Source organism: Novosphingobium mathurense (assembly GCF_900168325.1).
In the GTDB taxonomy this organism is placed as follows: domain Bacteria; phylum Pseudomonadota; class Alphaproteobacteria; order Sphingomonadales; family Sphingomonadaceae; genus Novosphingobium; species Novosphingobium mathurense.
Genome location: NZ_FVZE01000001.1, coordinates 719,791 through 743,677, shown reverse-complemented (window position 1 = coordinate 743,677; position 23,887 = coordinate 719,791). Strand labels below are relative to the sequence as shown.

At 64.3% G+C, this 23,887-nt stretch carries 20 protein-coding genes and 3 tRNA genes; 17 read left to right on the top strand and 6 right to left on the bottom strand.

The window, feature by feature from the left end; genetic code table 11:
* Positions 1 to 10: 10 nt before the first annotated feature.
* From ppdK to B5483_RS03590, 3 genes are all read right to left on the bottom strand, one after another.
* Positions 11 to 2,674, bottom strand: coding sequence for a pyruvate, phosphate dikinase (ppdK, locus tag B5483_RS03600; RefSeq protein ID WP_054948346.1), 2,664 nt, complete (start codon positions 2,672 to 2,674; stop codon positions 11 to 13).
* Between the two features lie 62 nt (positions 2,675 to 2,736).
* Positions 2,737 to 4,848 carry a glycine--tRNA ligase subunit beta gene (glyS, locus tag B5483_RS03595; protein ID WP_079729476.1) on the bottom strand — a complete coding sequence of 704 codons (2,112 nt, stop codon included), beginning with the start codon at positions 4,846 to 4,848 and terminating at the stop codon, positions 2,737 to 2,739.
* Positions 4,845 to 5,750, bottom strand: coding sequence for a glycine--tRNA ligase subunit alpha (locus B5483_RS03590; protein ID WP_079729475.1), 906 nt, complete (start codon positions 5,748 to 5,750; stop codon positions 4,845 to 4,847). The genes glyS and B5483_RS03590 overlap by 4 nt, the downstream gene beginning before the upstream one ends.
* A gap of 171 nt (positions 5,751 to 5,921) precedes the next feature.
* Here B5483_RS03590 and B5483_RS03585 point away from each other — a divergent pair, with 171 nt between their 5' ends.
* The 6 genes from B5483_RS03585 to B5483_RS03560 all read left to right on the top strand — a co-directional run bounded on the left by B5483_RS03585 (position 5,922) and on the right by B5483_RS03560 (position 10,474).
* Complete coding sequence (locus B5483_RS03585) at positions 5,922 to 6,899, top strand: TraB/GumN family protein (protein WP_079729863.1); 978 nt, start codon at positions 5,922 to 5,924, stop codon at positions 6,897 to 6,899.
* Positions 6,900 to 6,905: 6 nt separating this feature from the next.
* The gene (locus tag B5483_RS03580) at positions 6,906 to 7,757 is read left to right on the top strand and encodes a TraB/GumN family protein (protein ID WP_079729474.1); all 852 of its coding nucleotides are present in this window, start codon (positions 6,906 to 6,908) and stop codon (positions 7,755 to 7,757) included.
* Positions 7,758 to 7,913: 156 nt separating this feature from the next.
* Positions 7,914 to 8,543 (top strand): 50S ribosomal protein L25/general stress protein Ctc, encoded by a 630-nt coding sequence (locus tag B5483_RS03575; RefSeq protein ID WP_054948358.1) that lies wholly within the window; start codon positions 7,914 to 7,916, stop codon positions 8,541 to 8,543.
* A 100-nt stretch (positions 8,544 to 8,643) separates the two neighbouring features.
* Positions 8,644 to 9,213, top strand: a complete 570-nt coding sequence (gene pth / locus B5483_RS03570) for an aminoacyl-tRNA hydrolase (protein ID WP_079729473.1) — start codon at positions 8,644 to 8,646, stop codon at positions 9,211 to 9,213.
* Positions 9,214 to 9,457: 244 nt separating this feature from the next.
* A complete protein-coding gene (locus B5483_RS03565) occupies positions 9,458 to 9,730 on the top strand; it encodes a PEP-CTERM sorting domain-containing protein (protein ID WP_054948352.1) in 273 nt (90 codons plus the stop codon).
* Between the two features lie 27 nt (positions 9,731 to 9,757).
* Entirely contained in the window at positions 9,758 to 10,474 is a 717-nt protein-coding gene (locus tag B5483_RS03560) for a cistern family PEP-CTERM protein (protein WP_245828807.1), read from the top strand.
* Between the two features lie 88 nt (positions 10,475 to 10,562).
* On the opposite strand, the gene B5483_RS03555 is transcribed toward B5483_RS03560, so the two are convergent.
* Positions 10,563 to 12,089 carry a tetratricopeptide repeat protein gene (locus B5483_RS03555; protein WP_079729472.1) on the bottom strand — a complete coding sequence of 509 codons (1,527 nt, stop codon included), beginning with the start codon at positions 12,087 to 12,089 and terminating at the stop codon, positions 10,563 to 10,565.
* A 99-nt stretch (positions 12,090 to 12,188) separates the two neighbouring features.
* Here B5483_RS03555 and ychF point away from each other — a divergent pair, with 99 nt between their 5' ends.
* The 3 genes from ychF (at position 12,189) to B5483_RS03540 (ending at position 14,959) form a co-directional block, all read left to right on the top strand.
* Positions 12,189 to 13,289: a redox-regulated ATPase YchF gene (gene ychF, locus B5483_RS03550; protein WP_054948354.1), complete on the top strand. Its 1,101-nt coding sequence runs from the start codon at positions 12,189 to 12,191 to the stop codon at positions 13,287 to 13,289.
* A 79-nt stretch (positions 13,290 to 13,368) separates the two neighbouring features.
* Positions 13,369 to 14,175, top strand: a complete 807-nt coding sequence (locus tag B5483_RS03545) for a DUF1206 domain-containing protein (protein ID WP_079729471.1) — start codon at positions 13,369 to 13,371, stop codon at positions 14,173 to 14,175.
* 25 nt (positions 14,176 to 14,200) lie between these two features.
* Complete coding sequence (locus B5483_RS03540) at positions 14,201 to 14,959, top strand: MauE/DoxX family redox-associated membrane protein (RefSeq protein ID WP_079729470.1); 759 nt, start codon at positions 14,201 to 14,203, stop codon at positions 14,957 to 14,959.
* A 31-nt stretch (positions 14,960 to 14,990) separates the two neighbouring features.
* On the opposite strand, the gene B5483_RS03535 is transcribed toward B5483_RS03540, so the two are convergent.
* Positions 14,991 to 15,515 carry a hypothetical protein gene (locus tag B5483_RS03535; RefSeq protein ID WP_079729469.1) on the bottom strand — a complete coding sequence of 175 codons (525 nt, stop codon included), beginning with the start codon at positions 15,513 to 15,515 and terminating at the stop codon, positions 14,991 to 14,993.
* Positions 15,512 to 17,335: a DNA mismatch repair endonuclease MutL gene (gene mutL, locus B5483_RS03530; RefSeq protein WP_054948357.1), complete on the bottom strand. Its 1,824-nt coding sequence runs from the start codon at positions 17,333 to 17,335 to the stop codon at positions 15,512 to 15,514. Before mutL ends, B5483_RS03535 begins: the two co-directional genes overlap by 4 nt.
* Before the next feature lie 185 nt (positions 17,336 to 17,520).
* On the opposite strand from mutL, the gene B5483_RS03525 reads away from it, so the two are divergent.
* From B5483_RS03525 to B5483_RS03490, 8 genes are all read left to right on the top strand, one after another.
* Positions 17,521 to 18,567: a rod shape-determining protein gene (locus tag B5483_RS03525; RefSeq protein WP_007015312.1), complete on the top strand. Its 1,047-nt coding sequence runs from the start codon at positions 17,521 to 17,523 to the stop codon at positions 18,565 to 18,567.
* A gap of 64 nt (positions 18,568 to 18,631) precedes the next feature.
* A complete protein-coding gene (gene mreC / locus B5483_RS03520; RefSeq protein ID WP_054944412.1) occupies positions 18,632 to 19,519 on the top strand; it encodes a rod shape-determining protein MreC in 888 nt (295 codons plus the stop codon).
* On the top strand, positions 19,519 to 20,061 hold the full coding sequence (locus tag B5483_RS03515) for a hypothetical protein (protein WP_054944415.1): 543 nt from the start codon (positions 19,519 to 19,521) through the stop codon (positions 20,059 to 20,061). The genes mreC and B5483_RS03515 overlap by 1 nt, the downstream gene beginning before the upstream one ends.
* Positions 20,058 to 22,169, top strand: a complete 2,112-nt coding sequence (gene mrdA, locus B5483_RS03510; RefSeq protein WP_079729468.1) for a penicillin-binding protein 2 — start codon at positions 20,058 to 20,060, stop codon at positions 22,167 to 22,169. Before B5483_RS03515 ends, mrdA begins: the two co-directional genes overlap by 4 nt.
* Positions 22,166 to 23,278 (top strand): rod shape-determining protein RodA, encoded by a 1,113-nt coding sequence (gene rodA, locus B5483_RS03505; RefSeq protein WP_054944414.1) that lies wholly within the window; start codon positions 22,166 to 22,168, stop codon positions 23,276 to 23,278. Before mrdA ends, rodA begins: the two co-directional genes overlap by 4 nt.
* Before the next feature lie 101 nt (positions 23,279 to 23,379).
* Positions 23,380 to 23,455: transfer RNA gene (locus tag B5483_RS03500), tRNA-Lys, on the top strand.
* A gap of 40 nt (positions 23,456 to 23,495) precedes the next feature.
* Positions 23,496 to 23,571: transfer RNA gene (locus B5483_RS03495), tRNA-Lys, on the top strand.
* Positions 23,572 to 23,608: 37 nt separating this feature from the next.
* Positions 23,609 to 23,684 (top strand) — tRNA-Lys (locus tag B5483_RS03490).
* Positions 23,685 to 23,887: the final 203 nt, after the last annotated feature.

The window sequence follows — 23,887 nt, the reverse complement described above, 5'->3', positions numbered from 1 at the left end:
ACATGACAGGTCAGCCCAGCGCGGCCTGCGCCGCTGCCAGACGCGCGATCGGCACGCGGTAGGGTGAGGCGCTGACATAGTCGAGACCGGTCTTCTCGCAGAACGCGATCGAGGCCGGGTCTCCGCCATGTTCGCCGCAGATGCCGAGCTTGAGGTCGGCGCGCGTGGCACGACCGCGCTCGGCGCCCATGGTGACGAGTTGGCCGACACCTTCGATATCAAGGCTGACGAACGGATCGCGCGGGTAAATGCCCTTCTCGACGTAGGGACTGAGGAAACGCGCGGCATCGTCGCGGCTGACGCCCAGCGTCGTCTGCGTCAGGTCGTTGGTGCCGAACGAGAAGAACTTCGCCTCCTCGGCGATCTCGGCGGCCATCAGGGCCGCGCGCGGCAGCTCGATCATGGTGCCGACCATGTATTCGAGCGTGCGGCCCTTCTCGGCGAATACCTTGGCGGCGGTGTCGTCGACGACCTTCTTGAGGATCTGCAGCTCGCGCTTCGTGGCGACCAGCGGGATCATCACTTCGGGCACCGGCGCCTCGCCCGAGGCATCGGCGACGTCGCAGGCGGCCTCGAAGATGGCACGCGCCTGCATCTCGTAGATCTCGGGGAAGGTGATGCCGAGACGGCAGCCACGGTGGCCGAGCATCGGGTTGAACTCGTGGAGTTCGTCGGCCCGGCGCTTGAGCGTCGCCACGCCGATGCCGATGGCTTCGGACAGCTCGGCGAACTCCTCGTCGCCATGCGGCAGGAACTCGTGCAGCGGCGGGTCGAGCAGGCGGATGGTGACCGGAAGGCCCGCCATCACATCGAAGATCGCGTGGAAGTCGGCGCGCTGCTCGGGCAGCAGCTTCTCGAGCGCGGCGCGGCGACCGGCTTCGTCCTCGGCCAGGATCATCTGGCGCACGGACGAAATGCGATTGGCATCGAAGAACATGTGCTCGGTACGGCACAGGCCGATACCCTCGGCGCCGAACTGGCGAGCCATCCTGCAATCCGCCGGGGTCTCGGCGTTGGTGCGCACCTTCATGCGGCGGTGCTTGTCGGCCCATTCCATCAGGGTCGCGAAGTCGCCGGCCAGCTCGGGCTCGATGGTCGGCACTTCGCCGGCCATGATGTCGCCGCTGGCACCGTCGAGCGTGAGGATGTCACCTTCCTTCAGCTCACGGTTGCCCATGCGCAGGGTGCGGGTCTTCATGTCGATCGACAGGCCCGAAGCGCCCGAGACACAGGGACGGCCCATGCCGCGGGCGACGACCGCCGCGTGGCTGGTCATGCCGCCGCGGGCGGTAAGGATGCCCTTGGCCGCGTGCATGCCGTGAATGTCTTCCGGCGAAGTCTCGACACGAACGAGGATGACCGCCTCGCCCATTTCCGCGCGCTTTTCGGCGGTGTCGGCATCGAGCACGATCGAACCCGAAGCGGCACCCGGCGATGCGGGCAGGCCCCTGCCCAGCAGGTCGCGCGGGGCCTTGGGGTCGAGCGTGGGGTGCAGGAGCTGGTCGAGCGCCATCGGATCGACACGCTTGATCGCGGTCTGCTCGTCGATGAGACCTTCGCCGACCATATCGACCGCCATCTTCAGCGCAGCCTTGGCGGTACGCTTGCCCGAGCGGGTCTGCAGCATCCACAGCTTGCCGCGCTCGACGGTGAACTCGATGTCCTGCATGTCGCGATAGTGCTTTTCGAGCAGCTCGAAGACCGCGGCGAGTTCGCCGTAGGCTGCGGGCATCGCTTCTTCCATCGACAGCGGCTTGGCCCCGGCGCGCTCACGGGCGGCCTTCGTCAGGTACTGCGGAGTGCGGATGCCGGCGACGACATCCTCGCCCTGCGCATTGACCAGCCATTCGCCGTAATAGGCCTTCTCGCCGGTCGCCGGGTCGCGGGTGAAGGCAACGCCGGTGGCCGAAGTCTCGCCCATGTTGCCGAAAACCATGGCCTGGACGTTGACTGCCGTGCCCCAGTCGCCGGGAATGTCGTTGAGTCGGCGATAGACCTTGGCGCGGTCCGAATCCCAAGAATCGAACACCGCGCGGATTGCGCCCCAGAGCTGTTCGTTGACGTCCTGCGGGAAGGCGTGACCCAGTTCGCTCTCGACGATGCCCTTGTACTGCCTGACGATGGCGCGCCAGTTGTCGGCGGTCATCTCGACGTCATTGAGGTAGCCGTTGTCTTCCTTGGCGATTTCGAGCGCTTCCTCGAAGAGGTGGTGCTCGACGCCCAGAACGACGTCGGAATACATCTGGATGAAGCGGCGGTAGCTGTCCCAGGCAAAGCGTTCGTCGCCCGAAGTGGCGGACAGGCCCTCGACCGTCTCGTCATTGAGGCCGAGGTTGAGGACCGTGTCCATCATGCCCGGCATCGAGACGCGGGCGCCGGAACGGACCGAAACGAGCAGCGGATCGGCAGCCGAGCCGAAGCTCTTGCCGACGGTCTTCTCGATGTGGGTCAGGGCTTCGGCAACGTCCGCGCGCAGAGCGTCGGAAAAATCGCCGCCTTCGGCCAGATACTTGACGCATTCTTCGGTCGTGATCGTGAAGCCGGGGGGAACCGGCAGACCGATCCCGGCCATTTCCGCAAGGTTCGCGCCCTTGCCGCCGGTGATGACCTTGTCGCGCGAACGCGGGTCATCGTGCTTTACGCCACCGCCGAAGGTATAGACCTGCCTGCTCATCTGTCCCCTGACTTTCCTGTTCTGGTTTACACAGTTTACACGGTCAAAACGGGTTGAATTGCCTACCCTTCGACCTTCGAGAAATCCGCAACGTTGTGCACTGCAGCACGAAAACGATCAAGCAATGCGAGGCGTGCCGTTCTCTTGCTAGGATCGGGGTCGTTCACCGTCACCTCGTCAAAGAATGAATCGATCGGCTGGCGCAAGGACGCCAGTGCCGCCATTGCACTTGCGAAATCTTCTGCGGCCACCGCCGAAGCGGCCTTCGGCTCGGCACTGTCGAGAGCGTCGATCAGGGCCTTTTCCGCCTTTTCGGGCGTGTAGGAAAGGCTCTTCTGCGCGGCCTGCTCCGCGAACTCGGCCGCATAGACGGCCTGCATGTCCGGATCGTCCACGTTTTCCAGCGGGTCTTCGTCACCGGAATGCTCGATCCCGTCATCCTGCGCGCTCCAGTCCTCTTTCTTGAGGATGTTGGCCGCACGCTTGTAGCCGGCAAGCAGATTGGTGCCGTCCTCGGTCTGGACGAAAGCCTGCAAGGCGTGGACGCGGGCAAGCAGACGCACGAGGTCGTTCTCACCGCCCAACGCGAAGACCGCATCGATCAGGTCATGACGGACGCCGGCTTCCTTCTGCTGGACCTTGAGACGGTCGGCGAAGAAATCGAGCAAATCGCCTTCGGCGACGCCGAAGCGCAGATTGTTGTCGGTCACCAGACGGATGATGCCCAGTGCCGCACGGCGCAGGGCGAACGGGTCCTTCGACCCGGTGGGCTTCTCGTCGATCTCGAAAAAGCTGCGCAGGGTGTCTAGCTTGTCGGCCAGCGCCAGCGCCACGGTCACCGGGGCAGTCGGCACGTCGTCGCCTGCCCCTACCGGCTTGTAGTGGTCGCGAATGGCATCGGCCACGGCATCGGGCAGACCTTCTGCCCGAGCGTAGTAGCCGCCCATGAGCCCCTGCAGTTCGGGGAACTCACCGACCATCTCGGTGACGAGATCGGCCTTGCACAGTTCTGCAGCCTGCCGCGCCAGCGCCGGATCGCACTGCGGAACGATGCCCTCGCTTGCCAGCCATTCCGCCAGCTTGGCCACGCGTTCGACCTTGTCGGCGACGGTGCCCAGCTTTTCGTGGAAGGTGATGCGTTCCAGCTTCTTCGCATGCTCGGACAGCGGCGTCTTGCGGTCCTGCTCCCAGAAGAAACGGGCATCGGACAAACGCGCGGCAAGCACCTTGCGATTGCCGGCAACAATGCCCTCGCCGCCGTCGCTGGCCACGATGTTGGCCGTACAGACGAAAGCGTCGGCAAGCTGGCCGTCCTTCTCGCACACGAAGTACTTCTGGTTCACGCGCGCGGTGAGCTGGATCGTCTCGGGCGGAACCTCGAGGAAATCTTCGTCGAAGCGGCCGAGCAGAGGCACCGGCCATTCGGTAAGACCGGCGTTCTCGATCACCAGCCCCTCGTCCTCGACCAGCGTCAGGCCGGCAGCCGCGGCGGCTTCGCGCGCCCTGGTGCGCACGAGGTCCTGCCGCTCCTCATGATCGACGATGACGTGGCACGCACGCAGCTTGTCGGCATAGTCATTGGCGCCGCCGATGGTGATTTCGTCGGGGTGATGGAACCGATGGCCCTTGGTCGTGTAGGCCGAGCGAATTCCCCCCACCTCGCATTCGACGAGGTCTTCACCCAGGATCGCGACGATGCCCGAGAGCGGGCGCACCCAGCGCAGGGACTCGGTCGAGATCGAGGCGGAGCCCCAGCGCTGCGACTTGGGCCAGGGGAAAGCGCGCACGATCGCCGGGATCGCCTCGGCCAGAACCTCGCTGACCGCGCGGCCCGGCTTTTCGACGACCGCGAAATAGGTGTCCTTGCCCTTGACGTCGCGGACTTCGAGCTGGTCCTTGGTCAGGCCCGTCTTGCGCAGGAAGCCTTCGAGCGCCTGCTCGGGCGCACTGGCGGCCGGGCCCTTGGTCTCTTCGCGCACCGCTTCGGTGGCGAGCGGCAGGTCGCGCGCAATCAGCGCAAGGCGGCGGGGCGTCGACCACACGGTGACTGCGCCCACGGCAACGCCGGCTGCCTGCATTTCCTTGCGGAAGAGCTTTTCGAGATCGGCCCGCGCACCCGCCTGCATGCGGGCGGGAATTTCCTCGGAGCGCAGTTCGAGAAGAAAGTCGGTCATACGGTCCACCCGGGGAACTTGGCTTCCCACTCGTCCTTGTTCTTTTCGATCCAGGCCTGGCACGATCCCTTGGCGAGATCGCGCACGCGGCCGATGTAGCTGGCGCGTTCCTGCACCGAAATCACGCCGCGCGCCTGCAGCAGGTTGAACAGGTGCGAAGCCTCGATCGCCTGATCGTAGGCTGCCAGAGGGATCTGCGCCTCGATGCAGCGCATGCATTCCGCCTCGGCCGCCCTGAAGCCGGCGAACAGCGCATCGGTATCCGCGATCTCGAAGTTGTACTTCGAAAGCTGCTGCTCATTGGCAAGGAAGACGTCGCCGTAGCTCACGCCCTCGTTGTTGAAGCGCAGGTCGTACACGCGGTCGACGCCCTGAATGTACATCGCAAGGCGTTCCAGGCCGTAGGTCAGCTCACCGGCGACCGGCTTGCAGTCGAACCCGCCGACCTGCTGGAAATAAGTGAACTGCGTCACTTCCATGCCGTCGCACCAGACTTCCCAGCCCAACCCCCAGGCGCCCAGCGTCGGGCTTTCCCAGTCGTCCTCGACGAAGCGGATGTCGTGCGCGAGCGGGTCGACGCCGATCGCCGCGAGGCTGGCGAGGTAGAGTTCCTGCAGGTTCTCGGGGTTCGGCTTCAGGATGACCTGATACTGGTAGTAGTGCTGCAGCCGGTTCGGGTTCTCGCCATAGCGACCGTCGGTGGGGCGGCGCGAGGGCTGCACGTAGGCGGCCTTCCACGGCTCGGGACCGAGTGCGCGCAGGGTCGTAGCGGGGTGAAACGTCCCCGCGCCCATGCGCATGTCGTAAGGCTGGAGGATCAGGCAGCCCTGCGCGCTCCAGAAATTATGAAGCGTCAGGATCATGTCCTGGAAGCTGAGCGGCTGTTCGGCGGCGGTTGGCATGCGGATTCCGTCAATTTCTTGGCTGCGCGGCCTTTGGCGGATCGGGGATGCCAAATCAACAGGCCATGACATGCGAATTGCCGACCATGTGCCTCGCCCGCCACAGCGGCGAGCACGATTAGCGGCTTGCGTTAATCGCCCGTTTGTCCATTGTCGGCCACTGTCATGCCCATGATCATCAGCAGAACCAACGCCCGGCTCGGCATTTCCGCCTGCATTCTCACGCTCTTGGGCGCGACTTCGCTGCTCGCGCAGGAGGCTCCGGCCACAACCGGCGAAGGCGCCGCGAATGCGCCGGTCGCCGCCGTTGCGACGAGCACGCAGGCACCCGTTGCGGTAAAGCCGGTGCCCGCCACGCCGGGCCTGTGGAAGATCGCGGACGATGACACGACGATCTATCTCTTCGGCACCATCCACATTCTTCCCGAAGCGACCGACTGGTACAGCGGCCCGGTCGCCAAGGCCTTCAATTCATCCAGGCTGCTGGTGACCGAGGCGATCATCGATTCGCCGGCCGAGCTGCAGAAGGCCTTCCTGACCAAGGCCGTGCGTACAGACGGCAAGACGCTGCGCGAGGCCCTGCCGGAGCAAGAGCGCTCAGCCTATGAAAAGGCGATGACCGACCTCGGCGTGCCGGTGAGCGCCTTCGACCGCTTCGAACCCTGGTACGCTGCCCTGCTGCTCTCGTCGCTGCCGATGCAGAAGGCAGGCTACAAGGCCGAAAACGGGGTGGAATCGCAGATCGAGGCGCTGGCCAAGGAACATGGCCTTGCCCGGCAGGCCCTGGAGACCCCGGAATACCAGATCGACCTGTTCGACAGCCTGCCCGACGATGCGCAGGAGAACTATCTCGGGGAAGTGCTCGAGCAACTGCCGACCATGCGCGACGATCTGGCCAGGCTGATCGCGGCCTGGAAGGCAGGCCGCGCCGAGGAGCTGGCCGAGATTCTCAACGCGGGCGAAACCGACAAGCGCGTGCGGCAGGTCCTGCTGACCAATCGCAACGCCGCATGGGCCAAGTGGCTCAAGGCCCGCCTCGACGAGCCGGGCACGGTCTTCGTGGCAGTCGGCGCCGGACACCTTGCCGGCGAGGACAGCGTGCAGGAACAGCTCGCCGCCCAAGGCGTGCAATCGACCCGGCTGCAGTAACCCGCCTTGCGCCTGCTGTTTGCCCTGCTTGCAACGCTGGCGCTGCTGGCATGCTCGCCCGAGCCGCAGCAGGCCGACCCCGCGCTGTGGAAGGTCCGGGGCCCCTCGGGCGAGGCGGCGTGGCTCTTCGGAACCATCCATAGCGCCGAAAAACCGCTTGCCTGGCGCACGCCCGCAGTCGGCCGCGCCCTCGATACTGCCGATACGGTGATGGTCGAAGTCGCCAACCTGGCAGACGAGGCTGACGTTGCCGCCACCTTCGCCCGACTTGCCCGGAGCGATGGCCAGCCTCCCCTGTCCAGCAGGATTGCCGCACCGCAACGCCCTGCCCTCGCCGCCCTGCTCAAGTCTTCGGGCTATGGCGACAACGACTTCGAGGCAATGGACACCTGGGCGGCGGCCCTCACCCTGGCCCGCAGCGGTTCAGACGACGGCGCTGCACGCAACGGTGTGGATCGCGCGGTGATCGCCGCGGCCGGGCAGCGCCCGGTGATCGAACTCGAAGGCGCGAAGGAGCAGCTCGGCCTTTTCGATACCTTGCCCGAAAGCGAACAGCGCGACCTGCTCGCCGCTGTGGTCAGGGAAGCGGCAAGCCGCGATACCGACCTTGCCGAAAGCTGGCGCAAGGGCGACATGTCCGCGATCGAGAAGGAGACACGAAAGGGTCTGCTCGCGGACCCGGAACTGCGCGAGGTGCTGTTCACCGGACGAAACAGGCGCTGGACCGACCGGATCGTGGAGGCCATGACGGCCGGGAACATGCCTTTCGTGGCCGTAGGCGCTGCCCATATGGCAGGACCGCAAGGGATCCCCGCGATGCTGGCGGCGCGCGGCTACACCGTCACCCGGGTCGAATAGCGGCCGCAAAACCGCGATACGGCTTGCAAATGCGCCCCTTTACGGATATGGGGCCGCCCTCCTGTCATGGTCATCCCTGGAGGCGTGACGGGACGGCGCGGGTCGATGGTCGATCCGATTGCCGCGATCTATCCAGTTTTCGAAAGGCAAGTCCTCATGAGCGATACGCTTAACCTGCCGGCCGAGACGCGTGAACGGGCTGGCAAGGGAGCCTCCCGTGCCCTGCGTCGCGATGGCCGTGTCCCTGCCGTTGTCTATGGTGGCAATGAAGAACCTCTCGCCATCCACGTCGAGGCTAAGGAGCTGATCCGTCAGCTCGGCACCGGTCACTTCTTCAACTCGATCGTCGAAGTCGAAGTCGGCGGCAAGAAGCTGCGCACCCTGCCCAAGGACGTTGCCTTCCACCCGGTCACCGACCGTCCGCTCCACGTTGACTTCCTGCGCCTCGCCAAGGGCGCGAGCGTCCACGTCAACGTGCCGGTTTCGTTCGTCAACGAAGAGAAGGCCCCGGGCCTCAAGCGCGGCGGCGTTCTCAACGTCGTCCGTCACGAGCTCGAGCTGGTCTGCGCCGCCGACAAGATCCCGGAAGAAGTCGCGATCGACGTCACCGGCTTCGACGTGGGCGAATCGATCCACATCAGCCACGTGAAGCTCCCGGCCGGTTCGGAAAGCGCGATCACCGACCGCGACTTCACGATTGCGACGATCGTTGCGCCCTCGGCTCTGAAGAGCGAAGAAGGCGACACGACCAAGACCGAAGGCGAGGCTGAAGCCGGAGCCGAGTAATCCACGGATTACCGGGCCTCTCCCGCGCCGCGAATTCGCGATGCGCGGGAGAGGCCTTTTTCGTTTCCGCCGTGGGCATTTTGCTGTCGGGAGTTAGACGATGCAGCTTTGGGTCGGCCTCGGGAACCCCGGACCGCAATATGCCATGCAGCGGCACAACGTCGGCTTCATGGCCGTCGACACGATCGCCGACGTCCACGGCTTCGGGCCGGTCCAGAAGAAATTCCAGGGCTGGCTGCAGGAAGGCCGCATCGGCAGCGAGAAGATCCTCCTGCTCAAGCCAGCCACGTTCATGAACGAAAGCGGCAGGTCCGTCGGGGAAGCGATGCGCTTCTACAAACTCGACCTGTCCGACCTGACCGTCTTTCACGACGAACTCGACATCGCTCCCTTCAAAGTCAAGGTGAAGCAAGGCGGCGGCCATGCCGGGCACAACGGCCTGCGCTCCATCGCCCAGCACCTCGGCCCCGATTTCCGCCGCGTACGGCTTGGCATCGGTCATCCCGGCCACAAGGACCGGGTCACCGGCTATGTCCTCGGCAACTACTCGAAGGCCGAGATCGATCCGCTGTCGGACATGCTGGGCGCCATTGCGTCCGAAGCCGATCGGCTGGCCGCTGGCGACCACACGCGCTTCATGAACGATGTCGCCCTGCGCATGCAGGACTGATCGACACCCGCGTTAGCTTACGACATGCCACGCATGACGGTCGGCCCATAACGGTCGCCCGGCCGATCCCTTTCGCGCCAATATCGAACCCTAAACTGCTGAAATCGATTGATTGTGTCGAGTTAGTTTACAGGCAGCACAGGCCAGATCGGGCGTTAACCATCAGGAATCCCGGCATTCCGCAATTGGCACGGCCATTGCTTAGTTAGGCAACAAGCCAAACTGCAAAACGGGAAATACTGTAATGATCCGCAAGACCCTGCTCGCCGCAACCTTCGCAGCCGGCACGCTGCTGGCCATCAGCGCACCGACTCAGGCCTTCGCCTGGGGCTACCACTCCCACTACTGCGGTTGCGGCCACTCAACCTGCGAATCCAGCTCGGGCGGTTCGACTTCGAGCTCGGGTGGTTCCACCAGCTCGGGCGGCTCGGAAGTGCCGGAACCCGGTATGGTCGGCATTCTCGGCCTCGGCCTTATCGGCATGGCCTACGCGCGCCGCCGCCGCGCTTCTCGCTAAGTTCAACCTGTCGGCGGGAATCACTCGATGCAAACCATAAAGCATGCGCTTACGGGCCTGGCCGCATTTGCCAGCCTGACTTTTGCCGCACCGGCCTGGGCCGATGCGATCACGCTCGATTCGAACAGCATCGGTGATTCCTTCACGGTCAATTTCGACGGTTTCTCCGGCGGCACGTCGATCGACGGGCTGACCTCCTCGGCAACCTTCACGCTGACCGGCATCACCTCGACCGGCTACGTCTTCGACTACAGCGTCAGCAACACCACGAGCGGCAGCCTCGACTCGCGCGTTTCGAGCTTCGCTTTCGACGTCGATCCCGGCATCGTCGATGCCAGCAGCACCGGTGCGTTTTCCTACTCGGTGCTCAGCAGCAAATATCCGAACGGGATCGGCACCGTCGACGTATGCTTCAAGGGCGGCGACAGCAATTCGTGCGGTGGCAACTCGGGCGGCGTACTCACCGGCGACACCGGCACCGGTTCGCTGACGCTCGGCTTCGATGCCGCTCCCGAAGCGATCACGATCTCGGACTTTTTCGTGCGCTACCAGTCGATCTCGGGCGCCGGCAACATCACGTCCGCCAGCGGCGCGGGCACGATCAGCAGCAGCAGCTCGAGCTCCTCGGGCGGCACGCCGGTTCCCGAACCCGGCATGATCGGAATTCTCGGTCTTGGACTCGCCGGCCTTGCGTTTGCACGCAGGCGCCCTCGCCGTGGCACAGCCCATCCCGCCACGGCCTGACAGGCAAGTCCATCCAACCTCGGCCTAGCTCCCCGAGGTGTCCCGATAAGGCTCCTTTCGCGGCATGCGGAAGGGGCCTTATCTGCGTTCAGCCCTTGCGAGCCTGAGCCAGATGGCTGGCGATCGTGGCGTTGTCCGGTGCCTTGCGGGCAGCTTGTTCGAGAAGGGCCAGCCCCCGTTTGCGGTCCTTGCCGGTACTGTGCAGCAACCAGCCCGCCGTATCCATGACCGAGGCATTGTCCGGCGCCAGCCTGAGCGCCTTCTCCGCGAAGGTCAGCGCCTTGGCCTGATCGCCGACCCGGGTGTACGCAAAGGCCAGGTTGTTGAGCACGAGAACGTTGTTGCCATCGGTCTGACGCAGGATCGCCTCATAATCGCCGATCGCGGTCTGCCAGTCCCTGTTGCGGATTGCCTTGTCCGCCGAGGCCAGTTGCGAGACGATCCGCGCTCCCGCCGCTTCGCGCGCCTTTTGCGCCACGGCTGCTGCATCGGGACGGCCGGCCGCCTTGTAGGCCTTGGCCAGCAGCGACAGCTCTTCGTTCGTGGCATCGGGCAACCCCGCAAAGGGCTCCAGCGTCTCCACGGCATCGGAGGCATCCCCTAGCGACAGCTCGGCCTTCCCGAGCAGGAGGCGAACCTGACGATTGTCCGGCTCGCGCAGCAATTGCGAAGTCAGCCGTGCCCGCGCCTGCTCGCCCTGCCCCAGTTCGAGCAGCGCCCTGGCGTAGAGGGCATTGGCCTGCGGCTGCTGCTCGAGCACGCTTTCGCGTGGCTGCAGCTTGTCACGCACGACTTGCCACTTGCCGTCGAGAGCATCGAGCCGGGCGTCGAAATAGGCGAGATCCAGGTCACCCGGATTGTCCGCCAGGGCTTTGGTAACAAGCGGCCGGACGGCCTCGTTCTTGCCCAGCGCATCGAGCACCCTGATCTTGCCCAGCAGGGCCGCGCGGCTTTCGGGATAGGCCTTGAGCCCGGCTTCGAAGATGGTGAGCGCCTTGTCGAGCCGGTTGTCGGTTGCCAGCAGGTCAGCGCTGGTGAGATAGGAGTTGAGCGGGCGCGGCTTTTCCGCAGCAGCAAGTTCGGCGAGCCGGCGAGCCTCGGCCAAATTGCCGTTCTCGAGCTGGAAGCTCGCATAATCTGCCAAAAAGCGCCCCTTGCTGCCGGGCGCCTTTTCCCCGGCGGCAAAGGCCTCGCCTGCCTTGGCGGTATCGCCGAGGCCGATATGGGCAATCGCCCTCACCCTGTATGCTTCTGCCGAACCGTCGCCTTCGACCGCGGCAAGTGCCTTGTCGTAGCGACCCAGCATCAGATCGACATTGCCCTGCAGGATGGCGGCATCCGCAGGCAACTTGCCCAGTCTGCCGAGCCGTTCGAGCATGCTTCCGGCGGAAACCGGGTCAGACAGGTCGATGTAGGTGCGCGCCAGCAATTCCAGTGCCTTGGCATTCTCCGGCGCCTCCTGGATCACACTGGCAAGGTCGACGCGCGCGGCGGAATAATTGTGCGCGGCATAGGCCTGTTCGGCCCGGGCAAGGCGCTCTTCCGGGCTTGCCCCGCAACCGGCGAGAAGGAGGGCGGCGGCCAGCGGCAGGCTCAGTCGGATCGCATATTTCATGCCCGGCAGCGATAGTTGCAGGGGGTGAAGATTAGGTGAAACTGGTCAAGACCGATCCTGACCGCTATGGGCGGCGAAATTTTCATTCCGGAGTAACACATGGGTTTCCGTTGCGGGATCGTGGGCCTGCCCAATGTCGGCAAGTCGACCTTGTTCAATGCGCTCACAGAGACGCAGGCGGCTCAGGCGGCCAATTATCCCTTCTGCACCATCGAGCCCAATGTCGGCCAGGTCGGCGTCCCCGACCCGCGCCTGGACAAACTGGCCGAAATCGCGGGTTCGGCCAAGATCATCCCGACCCAGCTTTCCTTCGTCGATATCGCCGGCCTCGTTCGCGGGGCATCGAAGGGTGAGGGCCTGGGCAATCAGTTCCTCGGCAACATCCGCGAAGTCGACGCCGTGGTCCACGTGCTGCGCTGCTTCGAAAATGACGACATCCAGCATGTCGACAACAAGGTCGATCCTATCGCCGATGCCGAGACAGTGGAAACCGAACTGCTGCTCTCTGACCTCGAAAGCCTGGAAAAGCGCGTGCCTGCGGCCCAGAAGAAGGCCGCTCAGGGCGACAAGGAATCGAAGGTCATCGCTTCGGTGCTCGGGCAGGCGCTGGAACTGCTGCGCGACGGCAAGCCCGCTCGCCTGACCCAGCCCAAGGACGACGACGAAGCCCGCGTCTTCGCGCAGGCCCAGCTGCTCACCGCAAAGCCGGTGCTCTACGTCTGCAACGTCGAGGAAGAAGCGGCCGCCGAAGGCAATGAATTCTCCGCCCGGGTGTTCGAGAAGGCCAAGGCCGAAGGCGCCACCGCCGTCATCGTCTCCGCCGCGATCGAGTCGGAACTCGTCGGCATGGATATCGAGGAACGCATGGTGTTCCTCGAAGAAATGGGCCTGCACGAAACCGGTCTCGCCCGCATCATCCGCGCCGGTTACGACCTGCTCGGCCTGCTGACCTTCTTCACGGTCGGCCCCAAGGAAGCCCGCGCCTGGACCGTCCACAAGGGGGCCAAGGCGCCCGAAGCGGCGGGCGAGATCCACTCGGACATGCAACGCGGCTTCATCCGCGCGGAAACCATCGCCTATGACGACTATGTCGCCCTGAACGGCGAGGCCGGCGCCAAGGAAGCCGGCAAGCTGCGTCAGGAAGGCAAGGAATACCTGGTGCATGACGGCGACGTGATGCACTTCAAGTTCAACGTCTGAGCCCGGTTCGTCCCGACAAGGGGCACCATTGTCCATCCGGTGCGTTGCTGTTGCGAGGGGCGACAGGAGCGCACCAAGGATGGTCGACAAATCTGAGAAACTCGTCTGGCTGGCAAGGCTGGGCTACTTTGCGCGCGGCGTGGTCTACTCCCTGCTCGGCTACCTCGCCATTTCCGCGTCGGGTTCATCGGCCGTGAAGCAGGGCCAGGCCGGGGCGATGGAGTACATCAACCAGATCCCGGGCGGCACGGCAGTCCTGTTTCTCTCGGCCATCGGCCTCTTCGGCTATGCCCTGTTCCGGCTTTCGACCGCGGTGCTCGACACCGAACGCCACGGCAACGATGCGAAGGGCATTGCCGTGCGCATCGGCCACATGTGCAGCTTCGTGATCTATCTCGGCCTGTCCTGGACCGCGCTCCGGTTCGCGCTCGGCAGCAAGGTCCATGCCGACAGCCGCGCACAGGACATGGCTGCAACCGCCCTGACCTACGACCTGGGCAGCCTTGCCCTGGGCGCGGTCGGCATCGGCCTCGTCGCGGCAGCTCTGTTCCAGGTCAAGGAAGCAGCCACCCTCGGCTTCATGAAGCGGGTCACGGCTGCCGCGCCGAGCTATACCTGCTGGCTGGGCCGAGCCGGCTATTTCACGCGCGGTCTCGTCTTTCTCGTCATGGGCTGGTCATTGATCCGTTCGGGCTGGCTGGAAAGCAGCAGCGAGGCACTCTCGCTCGGCGATGCCATTACCGACCTTCGCGATATTTCGCCGCTCTACCTCGCGGTGGCCGCCGGACTGGTACTTTTCGGCGTATTCAGCATGATCGTCGCGCGGTACCGCATCATTCCGGACCCCGGCGGCGATTTCGAGGCGGCAAAGGCCAGATTCACCTGAAACTCCAGACAAAACTGCAGCTGCAATGATCGATCCCAACAAGTCCGCCGTTCTCTATCGCATGGTCATGGAGAAGCACGTCTGCCCCTTCGGGCTGAAGTCCATGTACCTTCTCGAGAAGCACGGCTTCCGCATTGACGACAAGTGGCTCGAAACGCGCGAAGAAACCGACGCGTTCAAGGCCCGCCACGATGTCGAGACGACCCCGCAGACCTTCATTGGCGGGCAGCGGATCGGCGGATACGACGACCTGCGCCGGTTCTTCGAGCACAAGGTCCACGATCCCGACGAGAAGAGCTACAAACCGGTCATCGCGATCTTCGCCACGGCCGCAACGCTGGCCCTCGCTGCAAGCTGGGCTTCGCTAGGCACGCTGCTGGCCGTCCTGCCTCTGGAATGGTTCGTCTCGATCTCGATGATGCTGCTTGCCATGCTCAAGCTGCAGGACGTCGAGAAATTCTCGACGATGTTCCTGGGCTACGACCTGTTGGCGCGGCGCTGGGTGCCTTATGCCTATGCCTACCCCGCGCTGGAATGGGTGGCTGGCGCGCTGATGACGGCGCATGTCCTGCCATGGATTTCCATTCCCGTCGCCCTGTTCATCGGCTCGATCGGCGCTGCGTCTGTCTACTATGCGGTCTATGTCCAGAAACGAGAGCTGAAGTGTGCCTGCGTCGGCGGCTCGGGCAATGTGCCGCTTGGCTTCGTATCGCTGACCGAGAACCTGTTCATGATCGGCATGGGCCTGTGGATGCTGGCAAAGGCGATGCTGCCCTGGATCTGATCCCCGGCCCACCACCACGGTTCACTCCGGCTCAGGCGCTGCAGTCGACCGTGCCGTCCGCCATGAAGGCCACGCGTTCCTGCGAATCGTGAAGGATCAGACGGGCCGGCCAGACATTCGCATCGGCCCCGGTCCCGGCATCGGGCAACCGGACAATGTCCAGCCAGCTCGACAATCCAACGTACGTCGCCCGTGCCCCGCCGGGAAACTCCGCGCTCTGCGTCTTGGCAGCGAAACGTTTGAGATCGCCCTTGATGCGCAGGAAACCGTCGACACTGTCGCCGAAGAAGATCGGATCGGCTTTCTGCCCACCGTTGTCTTCACTTCCGGCCTTGCCCGTCTTGCGGAAGAAACAGCCCGCGCGGTCAAGACCGTAGCGATCGATGTCGACCGGGGTGATCGGATCGGGAACGATAGGCTTGAACGGTTCGCGGCTCATGCGCTCGACTGTCGCGATGTCCTTGGCGTCCTGCGCGGCTTCCTCTTGTGGATCCTTCTCTTCGCACCCGGCGAGAAGCGAGAGGAAAACCAGAACCGCCAATGTCTTGCGCATCATTTTCGTCCGAACAGCTTCTCGATATCCTGATGAGCAAGCTTAACCCACGTAGGGCGTCCATGGTTGCATTGGCCCGAGCGCGGGGTGCGTTCCATTTCGCGCAGCAGGGCATTCATTTCGGCGACCGTCAGCGAACGACCGGCCCGAACCGAACCGTGACAGGCCATGGTCGCGAGCACCAGATCGAGCTTTTCGCCCAGCAAGAGGGCATCGCCATTCTTCGCCAGATCGTCTGCCAGGTCGCGCAGCAGTCCCTGCGCGTCGGTCTTGCCGAGCACCGAGGGCACCGCGCGCACCAGCATCGCCGCCGGGCCGAAGCGCTCGATGACGAGGCCGAAGCGGGCCATGTCTTCGATCTTGTCCTCCAGCGCATCGCAGGCGACTTCCTCCAGTTCGACGACTTCAGGCAGAAGCAGCGCCTGGCTGCGCACCATGGCGTCTTCCGCACCTGCGGCCTTGAGCCGCTCCAGCACCAGTCGCTCGTGGGCAGCGTGCTGGTCGACGATGACGAGCCCGTCTTCCGCTTCGGCCACGATGTAAGTCCCCGCGACCTGCCCCCGTGCCACGCCAAGCGGATAGCTCAATGCCTCTTCGGGCTCATCGCCGACCTGTTCGGCGCGCGCAGCAGGCGGGGCCATGACTTCGGCCTCGTAAGATTTCCAGGCCGTTCCCGCTTCGGACAGGCGAGATCCGGAGAAGTTCGTGCGGGGCGCGGAGTATTGCCGGGCAAAGAGCGAGCCGAGTGCAGGAGCCGGCTCCGGCGCGGCCGGGGCAGTCGGCTCGACCTGCCAGTTGCCCATCGCCGATGCCGAAGGCGGCTGCGCGCTCTTCTGTCCAGCCCCCTCAAGCGCATGGCGCAGGGCTCCGACGAGGAAGCCGCGCACGAAGGCGGGATCGCGAAAGCGCACTTCTGTCTTGGCGGGGTGGACGTTGACGTCGACTTCCTCGGGCGGAATTTCGAGGAACAGCGCCAGCACCGCATGACGATCGCGCGCCAGCATGTCCGAGTAGGCGCCGCGCACCGCGCCGACCAGCAGGCGGTCCTTCACCGGCCTGCCATTGACGAACAGGTACTGGTGATCGGCAACTCCGCGATTGAAGGTGGGAAGGCCGGCGACCCCGGTGAGCCTTGCCGTTCCGCGCTCCGCCTCGATCAGCACCCCGTCCTCCGCCAGTTCGCGCGCTACGAGGCGGGCGACGCGCGACGCAAGTTCCTCGCGCGGCTGCACCGCCACCACGCGTCTGCCGTCGTGCTCCATCACGAAACCGACATCGGGCCGGGCCATCGCCAGGCGACGCACGACGTCCTGGCAGGCAGCATATTCCGAACGCGGCGTGCGCAGGAACTTGCGGCGCGCAGGAACCTTGCCGAAGAGGTTTTCGACCCTGATCCGGGTACCGGGCGGCAAGGCCGCCGGACCATCGGCAACGACCTCACCGTGATCGACGACTCGCTTCCAGCCCTCGCTGCTGTCGCGCGGACGGCTCTCGATCGTCAGCCGGGCGACCGATCCGATCGACGGAAGCGCCTCACCGCGAAATCCCAGCGTGGAAACCTGCTCGATATGCTCATCCGGCAGCTTGGACGTTGCATGCCGTTCAAGGGCCAGGGCGATCTCGTCGGGTCGCATACCGCAGCCGTCATCGGTGACTTCGATCATGTCGAGGCCGCCTGACGCGATCCGCACCGTCACCTGGCTGGAGCCTGCATCTATAGCGTTTTCAACGAGCTCCTTGAGCGCCGAGGCCGGTCTCTCGACGACTTCGCCCGCTGCAATCCGGTTGACGAGATGTTCGGGAAGGCGACGAATTGTGGGCATCAGCGATTTCTAGCGGTGAAACGCGGTCAATTCGAGACGGACGCCCGAAGAATCCCACTACAAATCGACACAAAATTTTGGCGTTTCCCAAATCGATGGGTTAAGGGACCAACTTCCATGCCAACATGCCTGTCATCCGATCCCAGCAGTGATCGGCAAATGACTGGAAAAAAGACGGATATCTGATGGCCTCGCCCTTCTCGCGATTCTTCAAACTCGGCTCCCAGAATATGGCGATCGATCTCGGGACCGCCAATACGCTCGTCTACGTACAGGACCGTGGAATCGTGTTGAACGAACCGTCGGTCGTGGCCATCGAGACGCTTAATGGCGTGAAGAAGGTCAAGGCCGTGGGCGACGATGCAAAGATGATGATGGGCAAGACCCCCGACAACATCGAGGCTATCCGTCCCTTGCGCGACGGCGTCATCGCCGACATCGAAATCGCGGAAGAGATGATCAAGCACTTCATCCGCAAGGTGCATGGCAAGAAGAACCTGTTCCGTTACCCGGAAATCGTGATCTGCGTTCCCTCGGGCTCGACCTCGGTGGAACGCCGCGCAATTCGCGACGCCGCCTCGAACGCCGGTGCGAGCCAGGTCTACCTGATTCTCGAACCGATGGCCGCGGCGATCGGTGCCGACATGCCCGTGACCGAACCGGTCGGCTCGATGGTCGTCGACATCGGCGGCGGCACCACCGAGGTCGCCGTCCTCTCGCTGCGCGGCCTTGCCTACACCACCTCTGTGCGCGTCGGCGGCGACAAGATGGACGAATCGATCGTCTCCTATGTGCGCCGTCACCATAACCTGCTGATCGGCGACGCCACGGCAGAGCGCATCAAGAAGGATTACGGCATCGCCATCACGCCCGAAGACGGCATCGGCGAGACGATCCACATCAAGGGCCGCGACCTCGTCAACGGCGTGCCCAAGGAAATCACGATCAGCCAGGCCAACGTGGCCGAAGCGCTGGCCGAACCGATCGGTGCGATCATCGAGGGCGTGCGCATCGCCCTTGAGAACACCGCCCCCGAACTGGCAGCCGACATCGTCGACCAGGGCATTGTCCTGACCGGCGGCGGCGCACTTATCCAGGGGCTCGACGACTACCTTCGCGAGGAAACCGGCCTGCCTGTCAGCGTCGCCGAGGATCCGCTGTCCTGCGTCGCACTCGGCACCGGCCGCGCGATGGAAGACCCGATCTACCGCGGCGTACTGATGTCCGCCTGATCTGTCGCAAGCGGGCGGCCCCGACGCGAATTGCGGGGCCGTTCGATGAAGGAGTGCAAGGCGCATGGCGCCGCCAGCAAACCGGCGCTCCGGCTTTTCCCGCAGAGCGCAATATTCGACGTTCCTCAGCTACATCGCCGGCGCGATCGGTGCCGTCGTGGGATTGGGACTTGTCGTCATCTCCATCGCCAATCCCGGCGCGTTCTCCGGCCTGCGCGGCGCGGCTGCCGATGTCACCGAACCGGCGGCCAAGGCAACGGCTGCGGGACGCACGGTCTCGAAGACCGTCGTCAACGACATAGCCGGCTTCTTCAAGTTCGGCAGTGAGCACGCGCGCCTTGAACGCGAATTGGCCGAAGCCAAGGTGCGCCTTGTCGAAGCCGACGCGATCCGCGCCGAGAACAAGCGCCTCAAGCAGCTCCTCGACCTCACGCGATCGGACGAGGGCGCCATCGCCACCGCGCGCCTGACCAGTTCGACGAGCGGCAGCACACGGCGCTACGCCACGCTCGATGCCGGACGCGACAAGGGCCTGACGAAGGGCATGCCGATCCGTTCGAAGCTGGGCCTCGTCGGGCGCATCCTCGAAGTCGGCGCTTCGACCTCGCGGGTCCTGCTCATCACCGATACCGAGAGCCTCGTGCCCGTCCGCCGCTCGACCGATGGCGTTCCTGCTTTCGCGCAGGGCAACGGCGACGGCACCTTGCGCATCCGCCTGATCAACCTGGGCATCAACCCGCTCAAGAAGGGCGACGTCATGGTCACCTCGGGCTCCGGCGGGCTCTACCGCCCAGGAACGCCGATGGCGATCCTGACCGAGATCGTACGCGATGGCGCGGTAGCGCGCGTGCTGAGCAATCCGTCCGACACCGACTATGTCATGATCGAGAAGGTCTGGACGCCCAAGCCGCCGCCGCCGGCCCACGAAAACAGCGAGACGTTCGCCGAATGATGGGACCGCGACGCAGCGCTGCGACCGGTCCGCGAATCAATCGCGCTCCTTCGCCCCTGGTGGCGCTGACCCTGCCCTGGATCTCGATCATGCTGGCATCGCTGGTGCCGGGCTGGCTGATGATCGCCTCCGCGCCGGTGCTGCCGCCGCTCGGCTTCCTGTTCTTCATTTCCTGGCAGCAGTTGCGACCCGGCCTTCTGCCGATCTGGGCCGGCCTGCCGCTCGGCCTGTTCGACGACCTGTTCTCCGGACAGCCATTCGGCTCCGCCGTGCTGCTCTGGTCGCTTTCGGCCATCGTCCTCGAAGTGATCGAGACCCGTCTGCCCTGGCGCAATTTTGTGACCGAGTGGCTGGTGGCGATCGGGCTCATCGTCGCCTATATCGTCCTCAGCCTCGGCCTCGTGAATATCGCCGGCGCCGCTGCCCCGCTCCATGTTATTGTGCCGCAGATCGTGATTTCAGTGCTCTCATACCCGCTCGTCGGACTTATCGTTGCGAAGATCGACCGGATCCGGCTCACGCCGTTGATGGTCCTGAAATGAAGTTCAACTTCAAATTCAACTTCAAGCGCCATGTCAGCATGGCCACCTTGCGCAACAGCTTCGACCGCCGCACCGTCGTGCTCGGTTCCGTGCAGGGCGGCATCGGCGTTCTGCTGGCTGCACGGATGAGCTACCTCGCGGTGGCGCAGAACGAGAAGTATAAGCTCGATGCAGAAAGCAATCGCGTCAACCTGTCGCTGATCCCGCCGCGCCGCGGCTGGATTCTCGATCGCCGCGGTACGCCGCTGGCTTCGAACCGAGCGGACTTTCGTGTCGACGTCATTCCCGAACGCATGCAGGACAGCGCGCGCACCATCGCGCAGTTGGGCAAGCTGCTCGAACTGTCGCCTGTCGACATGCAGGACCTTGAGGACAAGCTCGACAAGGCCCGCGGCTTCGCGCCGGTCGAAGTGGCCTCGAACCTGGACTGGGAACGTTTTGCCGCCGTCAGCGTCCGCTTGCCCGACCTGCCCGGCGTCGTCACCCAGCGGGGCTATTCGCGCGACTATCCGACCGGGCCTTCGGTAGGCCACCTGATCGGCTACGTCGGCGCGGCATCGGCCGAAGAGTACGAGAAGGATCACGATCCCATCCTGATCACGCCGGGCTACAAGGTCGGCAAGGACGGACTGGAAAAGATCTTCGAGCACGAACTGCGCGGCAAGCCCGGTGCCCGCCGCGTTGAGGTGACCGCCTCCGGCCGCATCGTGCGCGATCTCGACACGCGCGAGGACGTTCCCGGCAAGACGATCAAGCTGACCATCGACAGCGGGCTGCAGGACTATGCGGCGCGGCGCATAGGCGTCGAATCCGGCGCTGTCGTGGTGATGGACTGCCATTCGGGCGACGTGCTCGCGATGGCCTCGATGCCCAGCTTCGATCCCAACAGCTTCTCGGACGGCATCGGCCGCCTCGAATGGAAGATGCTGGCGGACGACGATCACGTGCCGCTGCGCAACAAGGTGCTGCGCGGTCTTTACCCACCGGGTTCGACGGTCAAGCCGATGGTGGCGCTCTCCTTCATGGAAGCCGGGCTCGACCCCGACGAAAGCGTCTTCTGCGGCGGCGGCCTCAGGGTGGGCAATCGCGTGTTCCACTGCTGGAACCGGCGCGGCCATGGCCAGGTCAACATGGCCAAGGGCATCTACCAGAGCTGCGACGTCTATTTCTATCACTTCGCCCAGCGCATCGGCATGGATCCGATTGCGGCGATGGCGCGCAGGCTGGGCCTGGGGCAGGAATTCAAACTGCCGGTGGTCGGCCAGTCCTACGGCACCGTGCCGGACCCGGCCTGGAAACTGAGGAAGTATGGCAAGGAGTGGCAAACCTTCGATACGGTCAATGCCACGATCGGTCAGGGCTATTTCCTCGTGAACCCGTTACAGCAGGCGGTGATGGCCTCGCGCATTGCCAGCGGCAAGGTACTGATGCCGCGCCTGCTCTACGGCCACGAGAACGATCCCGTCGCATCGCTTGGCATTCCGCAGGATCATCTCGACTACGTGCACCAGGCCATGTCGGATGTCGTCAACGGTCCGGGCACCGCGCACCGCGCCGCCCTCCCCTTTGACGACATCAAGCTCGCCGGCAAGACTGGCACGGCACAGGTCGTCGGTCTTCACATCAGTAGCGGCAAGACCGGTCCGTGGAAGTACCGAGACCACGGACATTTCATCTGTTACGCTCCTTTCGACAAGCCCCGCTATGCCTGCGCGGTGATTATCGAGCACGGTGGTGGTTCGAGTGCGGCTTATCCCATCGCGCGCGACGTAATGACCTACCTGTGGGACCCCGAACTCGCCCTCGAGAAGCTGCACGAGTTCGAAAAGGGTTGGGGGGGGACTGCCAAAGAGCGCCTCGATGCACGCTACCAGTCCTACGTATCCCAGTATGGCGTATCCGCCCCGAAGGTGTCGGCCGAAGAAGAGAGTCGCAAGGTGCGCGAGTCCGAAGAAGACCAGACTGCGAACCAGCCCATCGTCCGCGATGCCCAATCGCCGCGTCCTGAACCGGTCGCGACCGGCAGCGCAGAGGCTGGCGCCGCCGAGAACCCGAACCCGCGCGCGAATTCCGGTGACCGCACGACCACGAACGGGGGAACGCAATGAACCGTTCCGTCGTACCGGACGCGGTCGCGCGCCAGCCCTGGCAAATGCTCATCCCGCTCTTCGCCCTGGTGTCTCTGGGCGGGGCGGTGCTCTATTCGGCGGCCGGCGGGCACCTGCAGCCCTATGCTCTGAGCCACGTGATCCGGTTCCTCGTATTCCTGGTCATGGCGATCGTGATATCGCGCTTCAGCCGCAACCTGTTCCGGCAGGCGGCCTATCCCATCTACGGCGGAATCGTCGTCCTGCTCGTGCTGGTGGAATCAATCGGGGCGATGGGCGGCGGCAGCCAGCGCTGGCTGAACCTTGGATTCATGACGCTGCAGCCTTCCGAGCTGATGAAGCCCGCGATCGTGCTGGTCCTCGCAAAGTTCTACGAATCGCTACCCGCCTCGATGATCGGAAGCTGGCGCGGCCTCGTGCCTGCGGGGGTGCTGATCGGCATTCCCGCCTTTCTCGTTATCCTCCAGCCCGACCTTGGCACCGCGCTGGCGATCTGCTTCGGCGGCGCGATCATCATGTTCCTTGCCGGTCTGCCCTTGTGGTGGTTCGTGAGCGCGGGTGTGGGCGCCCTGATCGCCATTCCGATCGCGTTCTTCACGCTACTGCACGGCTACCAGCGCAACCGCGTTCTTACCTTCCTCAATCCCGAGGAAGATCCGCTGGGCACGGGATATCACATCACCCAGTCGAAAATCGCCATCGGTTCGGGCGGCATCTTCGGCAAGGGTTTCGGCAATGGTTCGCAAAGCCACCTGCAATACCTGCCCGAGCCGCACACCGACTTCGTCTTCGCCACCATGGCCGAGGAATGGGGAATGATCGGCGGCTTCTTCGTGATCGCCGTTTTCGGCATCGTGCTGTTCTGGGGCCTGTCGGTCGCCCGCAAGTCGCCCGACCGCTTTTCCAGCCTGCTCGCGGCGGGCATGACGGCTACCGTGTTCTTCTACGTCGCGATCAACCTGATGATGGTGATGGGGCTCGCCCCGGTCGTCGGCATTCCGCTGCCATTCATGAGCCACGGCGGCACATCGATGCTGACGAACATGATCTGCATCGGCTCGATAATGGCGGTAAACCGCTGGAATCAGAAGCCGGGATCTTTCTCCTGAAATTGTTGAAAGTTTCCTCTTCTCATCCGCGAAACAGACGTTATACGGGCCGCTCCGCCGCCGAATCGGCGGGGCCGCAAGGCCCTCAAGGCAGGTAGCGTGGACGCATAGCTCAGTTGGTAGAGCAGCTGACTCTTAATCAGCGGGTCCTAGGTTCGAGCCCTAGTGCGTCCACCAAGCCTTCCTTACCGCGACGGGTCTTCGGGCCCATCCGTGGGGACGCATAGCTCAGTTGGTAGAGCAGCTGACTCTTAATCAGCGGGTCCTAGGTTCGAGCCCTAGTGCGTCCACCACCCTACCTTGCGCGAAGGACCTTCGGGTCATTCGTGGGGACGCATAGCTCAGTTGGTAGAGCAGCTGACTCTTAATCAGCGGGTCCTAGGTTCGAGCCCTAGTGCGTCCACCACTTCTTCCCATAGCATAGCGCGACATCTGACCCTTGATGCGAGGCGCAAACGGCGGCAACGCCGTCCTTGACGTCGTCTGCATGCGCGGAACTCAGAATCGCAAGGTCAACCGGGCGCAGAGCGGGAACGCACGCCCCCCCTCGGCTCCTGAACGCCTCCGCGACCACTGGTATGACATCAAGGTGCGGCTCCTGAAGAACCA

Excerpts from the sequence above, each read along its gene's own strand:
- ppdK (WP_054948346.1), bottom strand. The coding sequence starts at position 2,674 with ATGAGCAGGCAGGTCTATACCTTCGGCGGTGGCGTAAAGCACGATGAC.
- glyS (WP_079729476.1), bottom strand. The coding sequence starts at position 4,848 with ATGACCGACTTTCTTCTCGAACTGCGCTCCGAGGAAATTCCCGCCCGC.
- B5483_RS03590 (WP_079729475.1), bottom strand. The coding sequence starts at position 5,750 with ATGCCAACCGCCGCCGAACAGCCGCTCAGCTTCCAGGACATGATCCTG.
- B5483_RS03585 (WP_079729863.1), top strand. The coding sequence starts at position 5,922 with ATGATCATCAGCAGAACCAACGCCCGGCTCGGCATTTCCGCCTGCATT.
- B5483_RS03575 (WP_054948358.1), top strand. The coding sequence starts at position 7,914 with ATGAGCGATACGCTTAACCTGCCGGCCGAGACGCGTGAACGGGCTGGC.
- pth (WP_079729473.1), top strand. The coding sequence starts at position 8,644 with ATGCAGCTTTGGGTCGGCCTCGGGAACCCCGGACCGCAATATGCCATG.
- B5483_RS03565 (WP_054948352.1), top strand. The coding sequence starts at position 9,458 with ATGATCCGCAAGACCCTGCTCGCCGCAACCTTCGCAGCCGGCACGCTG.
- B5483_RS03560 (WP_245828807.1), top strand. The coding sequence starts at position 9,758 with ATGCAAACCATAAAGCATGCGCTTACGGGCCTGGCCGCATTTGCCAGC.
- B5483_RS03555 (WP_079729472.1), bottom strand. The coding sequence starts at position 12,089 with ATGAAATATGCGATCCGACTGAGCCTGCCGCTGGCCGCCGCCCTCCTT.
- ychF (WP_054948354.1), top strand. The coding sequence starts at position 12,189 with ATGGGTTTCCGTTGCGGGATCGTGGGCCTGCCCAATGTCGGCAAGTCG.
- B5483_RS03545 (WP_079729471.1), top strand. The coding sequence starts at position 13,369 with ATGGTCGACAAATCTGAGAAACTCGTCTGGCTGGCAAGGCTGGGCTAC.
- B5483_RS03540 (WP_079729470.1), top strand. The coding sequence starts at position 14,201 with ATGATCGATCCCAACAAGTCCGCCGTTCTCTATCGCATGGTCATGGAG.
- B5483_RS03535 (WP_079729469.1), bottom strand. The coding sequence starts at position 15,515 with ATGATGCGCAAGACATTGGCGGTTCTGGTTTTCCTCTCGCTTCTCGCC.
- mutL (WP_054948357.1), bottom strand. The coding sequence starts at position 17,335 with ATGCCCACAATTCGTCGCCTTCCCGAACATCTCGTCAACCGGATTGCA.
- B5483_RS03525 (WP_007015312.1), top strand. The coding sequence starts at position 17,521 with ATGGCCTCGCCCTTCTCGCGATTCTTCAAACTCGGCTCCCAGAATATG.
- mreC (WP_054944412.1), top strand. The coding sequence starts at position 18,632 with ATGGCGCCGCCAGCAAACCGGCGCTCCGGCTTTTCCCGCAGAGCGCAA.
- B5483_RS03515 (WP_054944415.1), top strand. The coding sequence starts at position 19,519 with ATGGGACCGCGACGCAGCGCTGCGACCGGTCCGCGAATCAATCGCGCT.
- mrdA (WP_079729468.1), top strand. The coding sequence starts at position 20,058 with ATGAAGTTCAACTTCAAATTCAACTTCAAGCGCCATGTCAGCATGGCC.
- rodA (WP_054944414.1), top strand. The coding sequence starts at position 22,166 with ATGAACCGTTCCGTCGTACCGGACGCGGTCGCGCGCCAGCCCTGGCAA.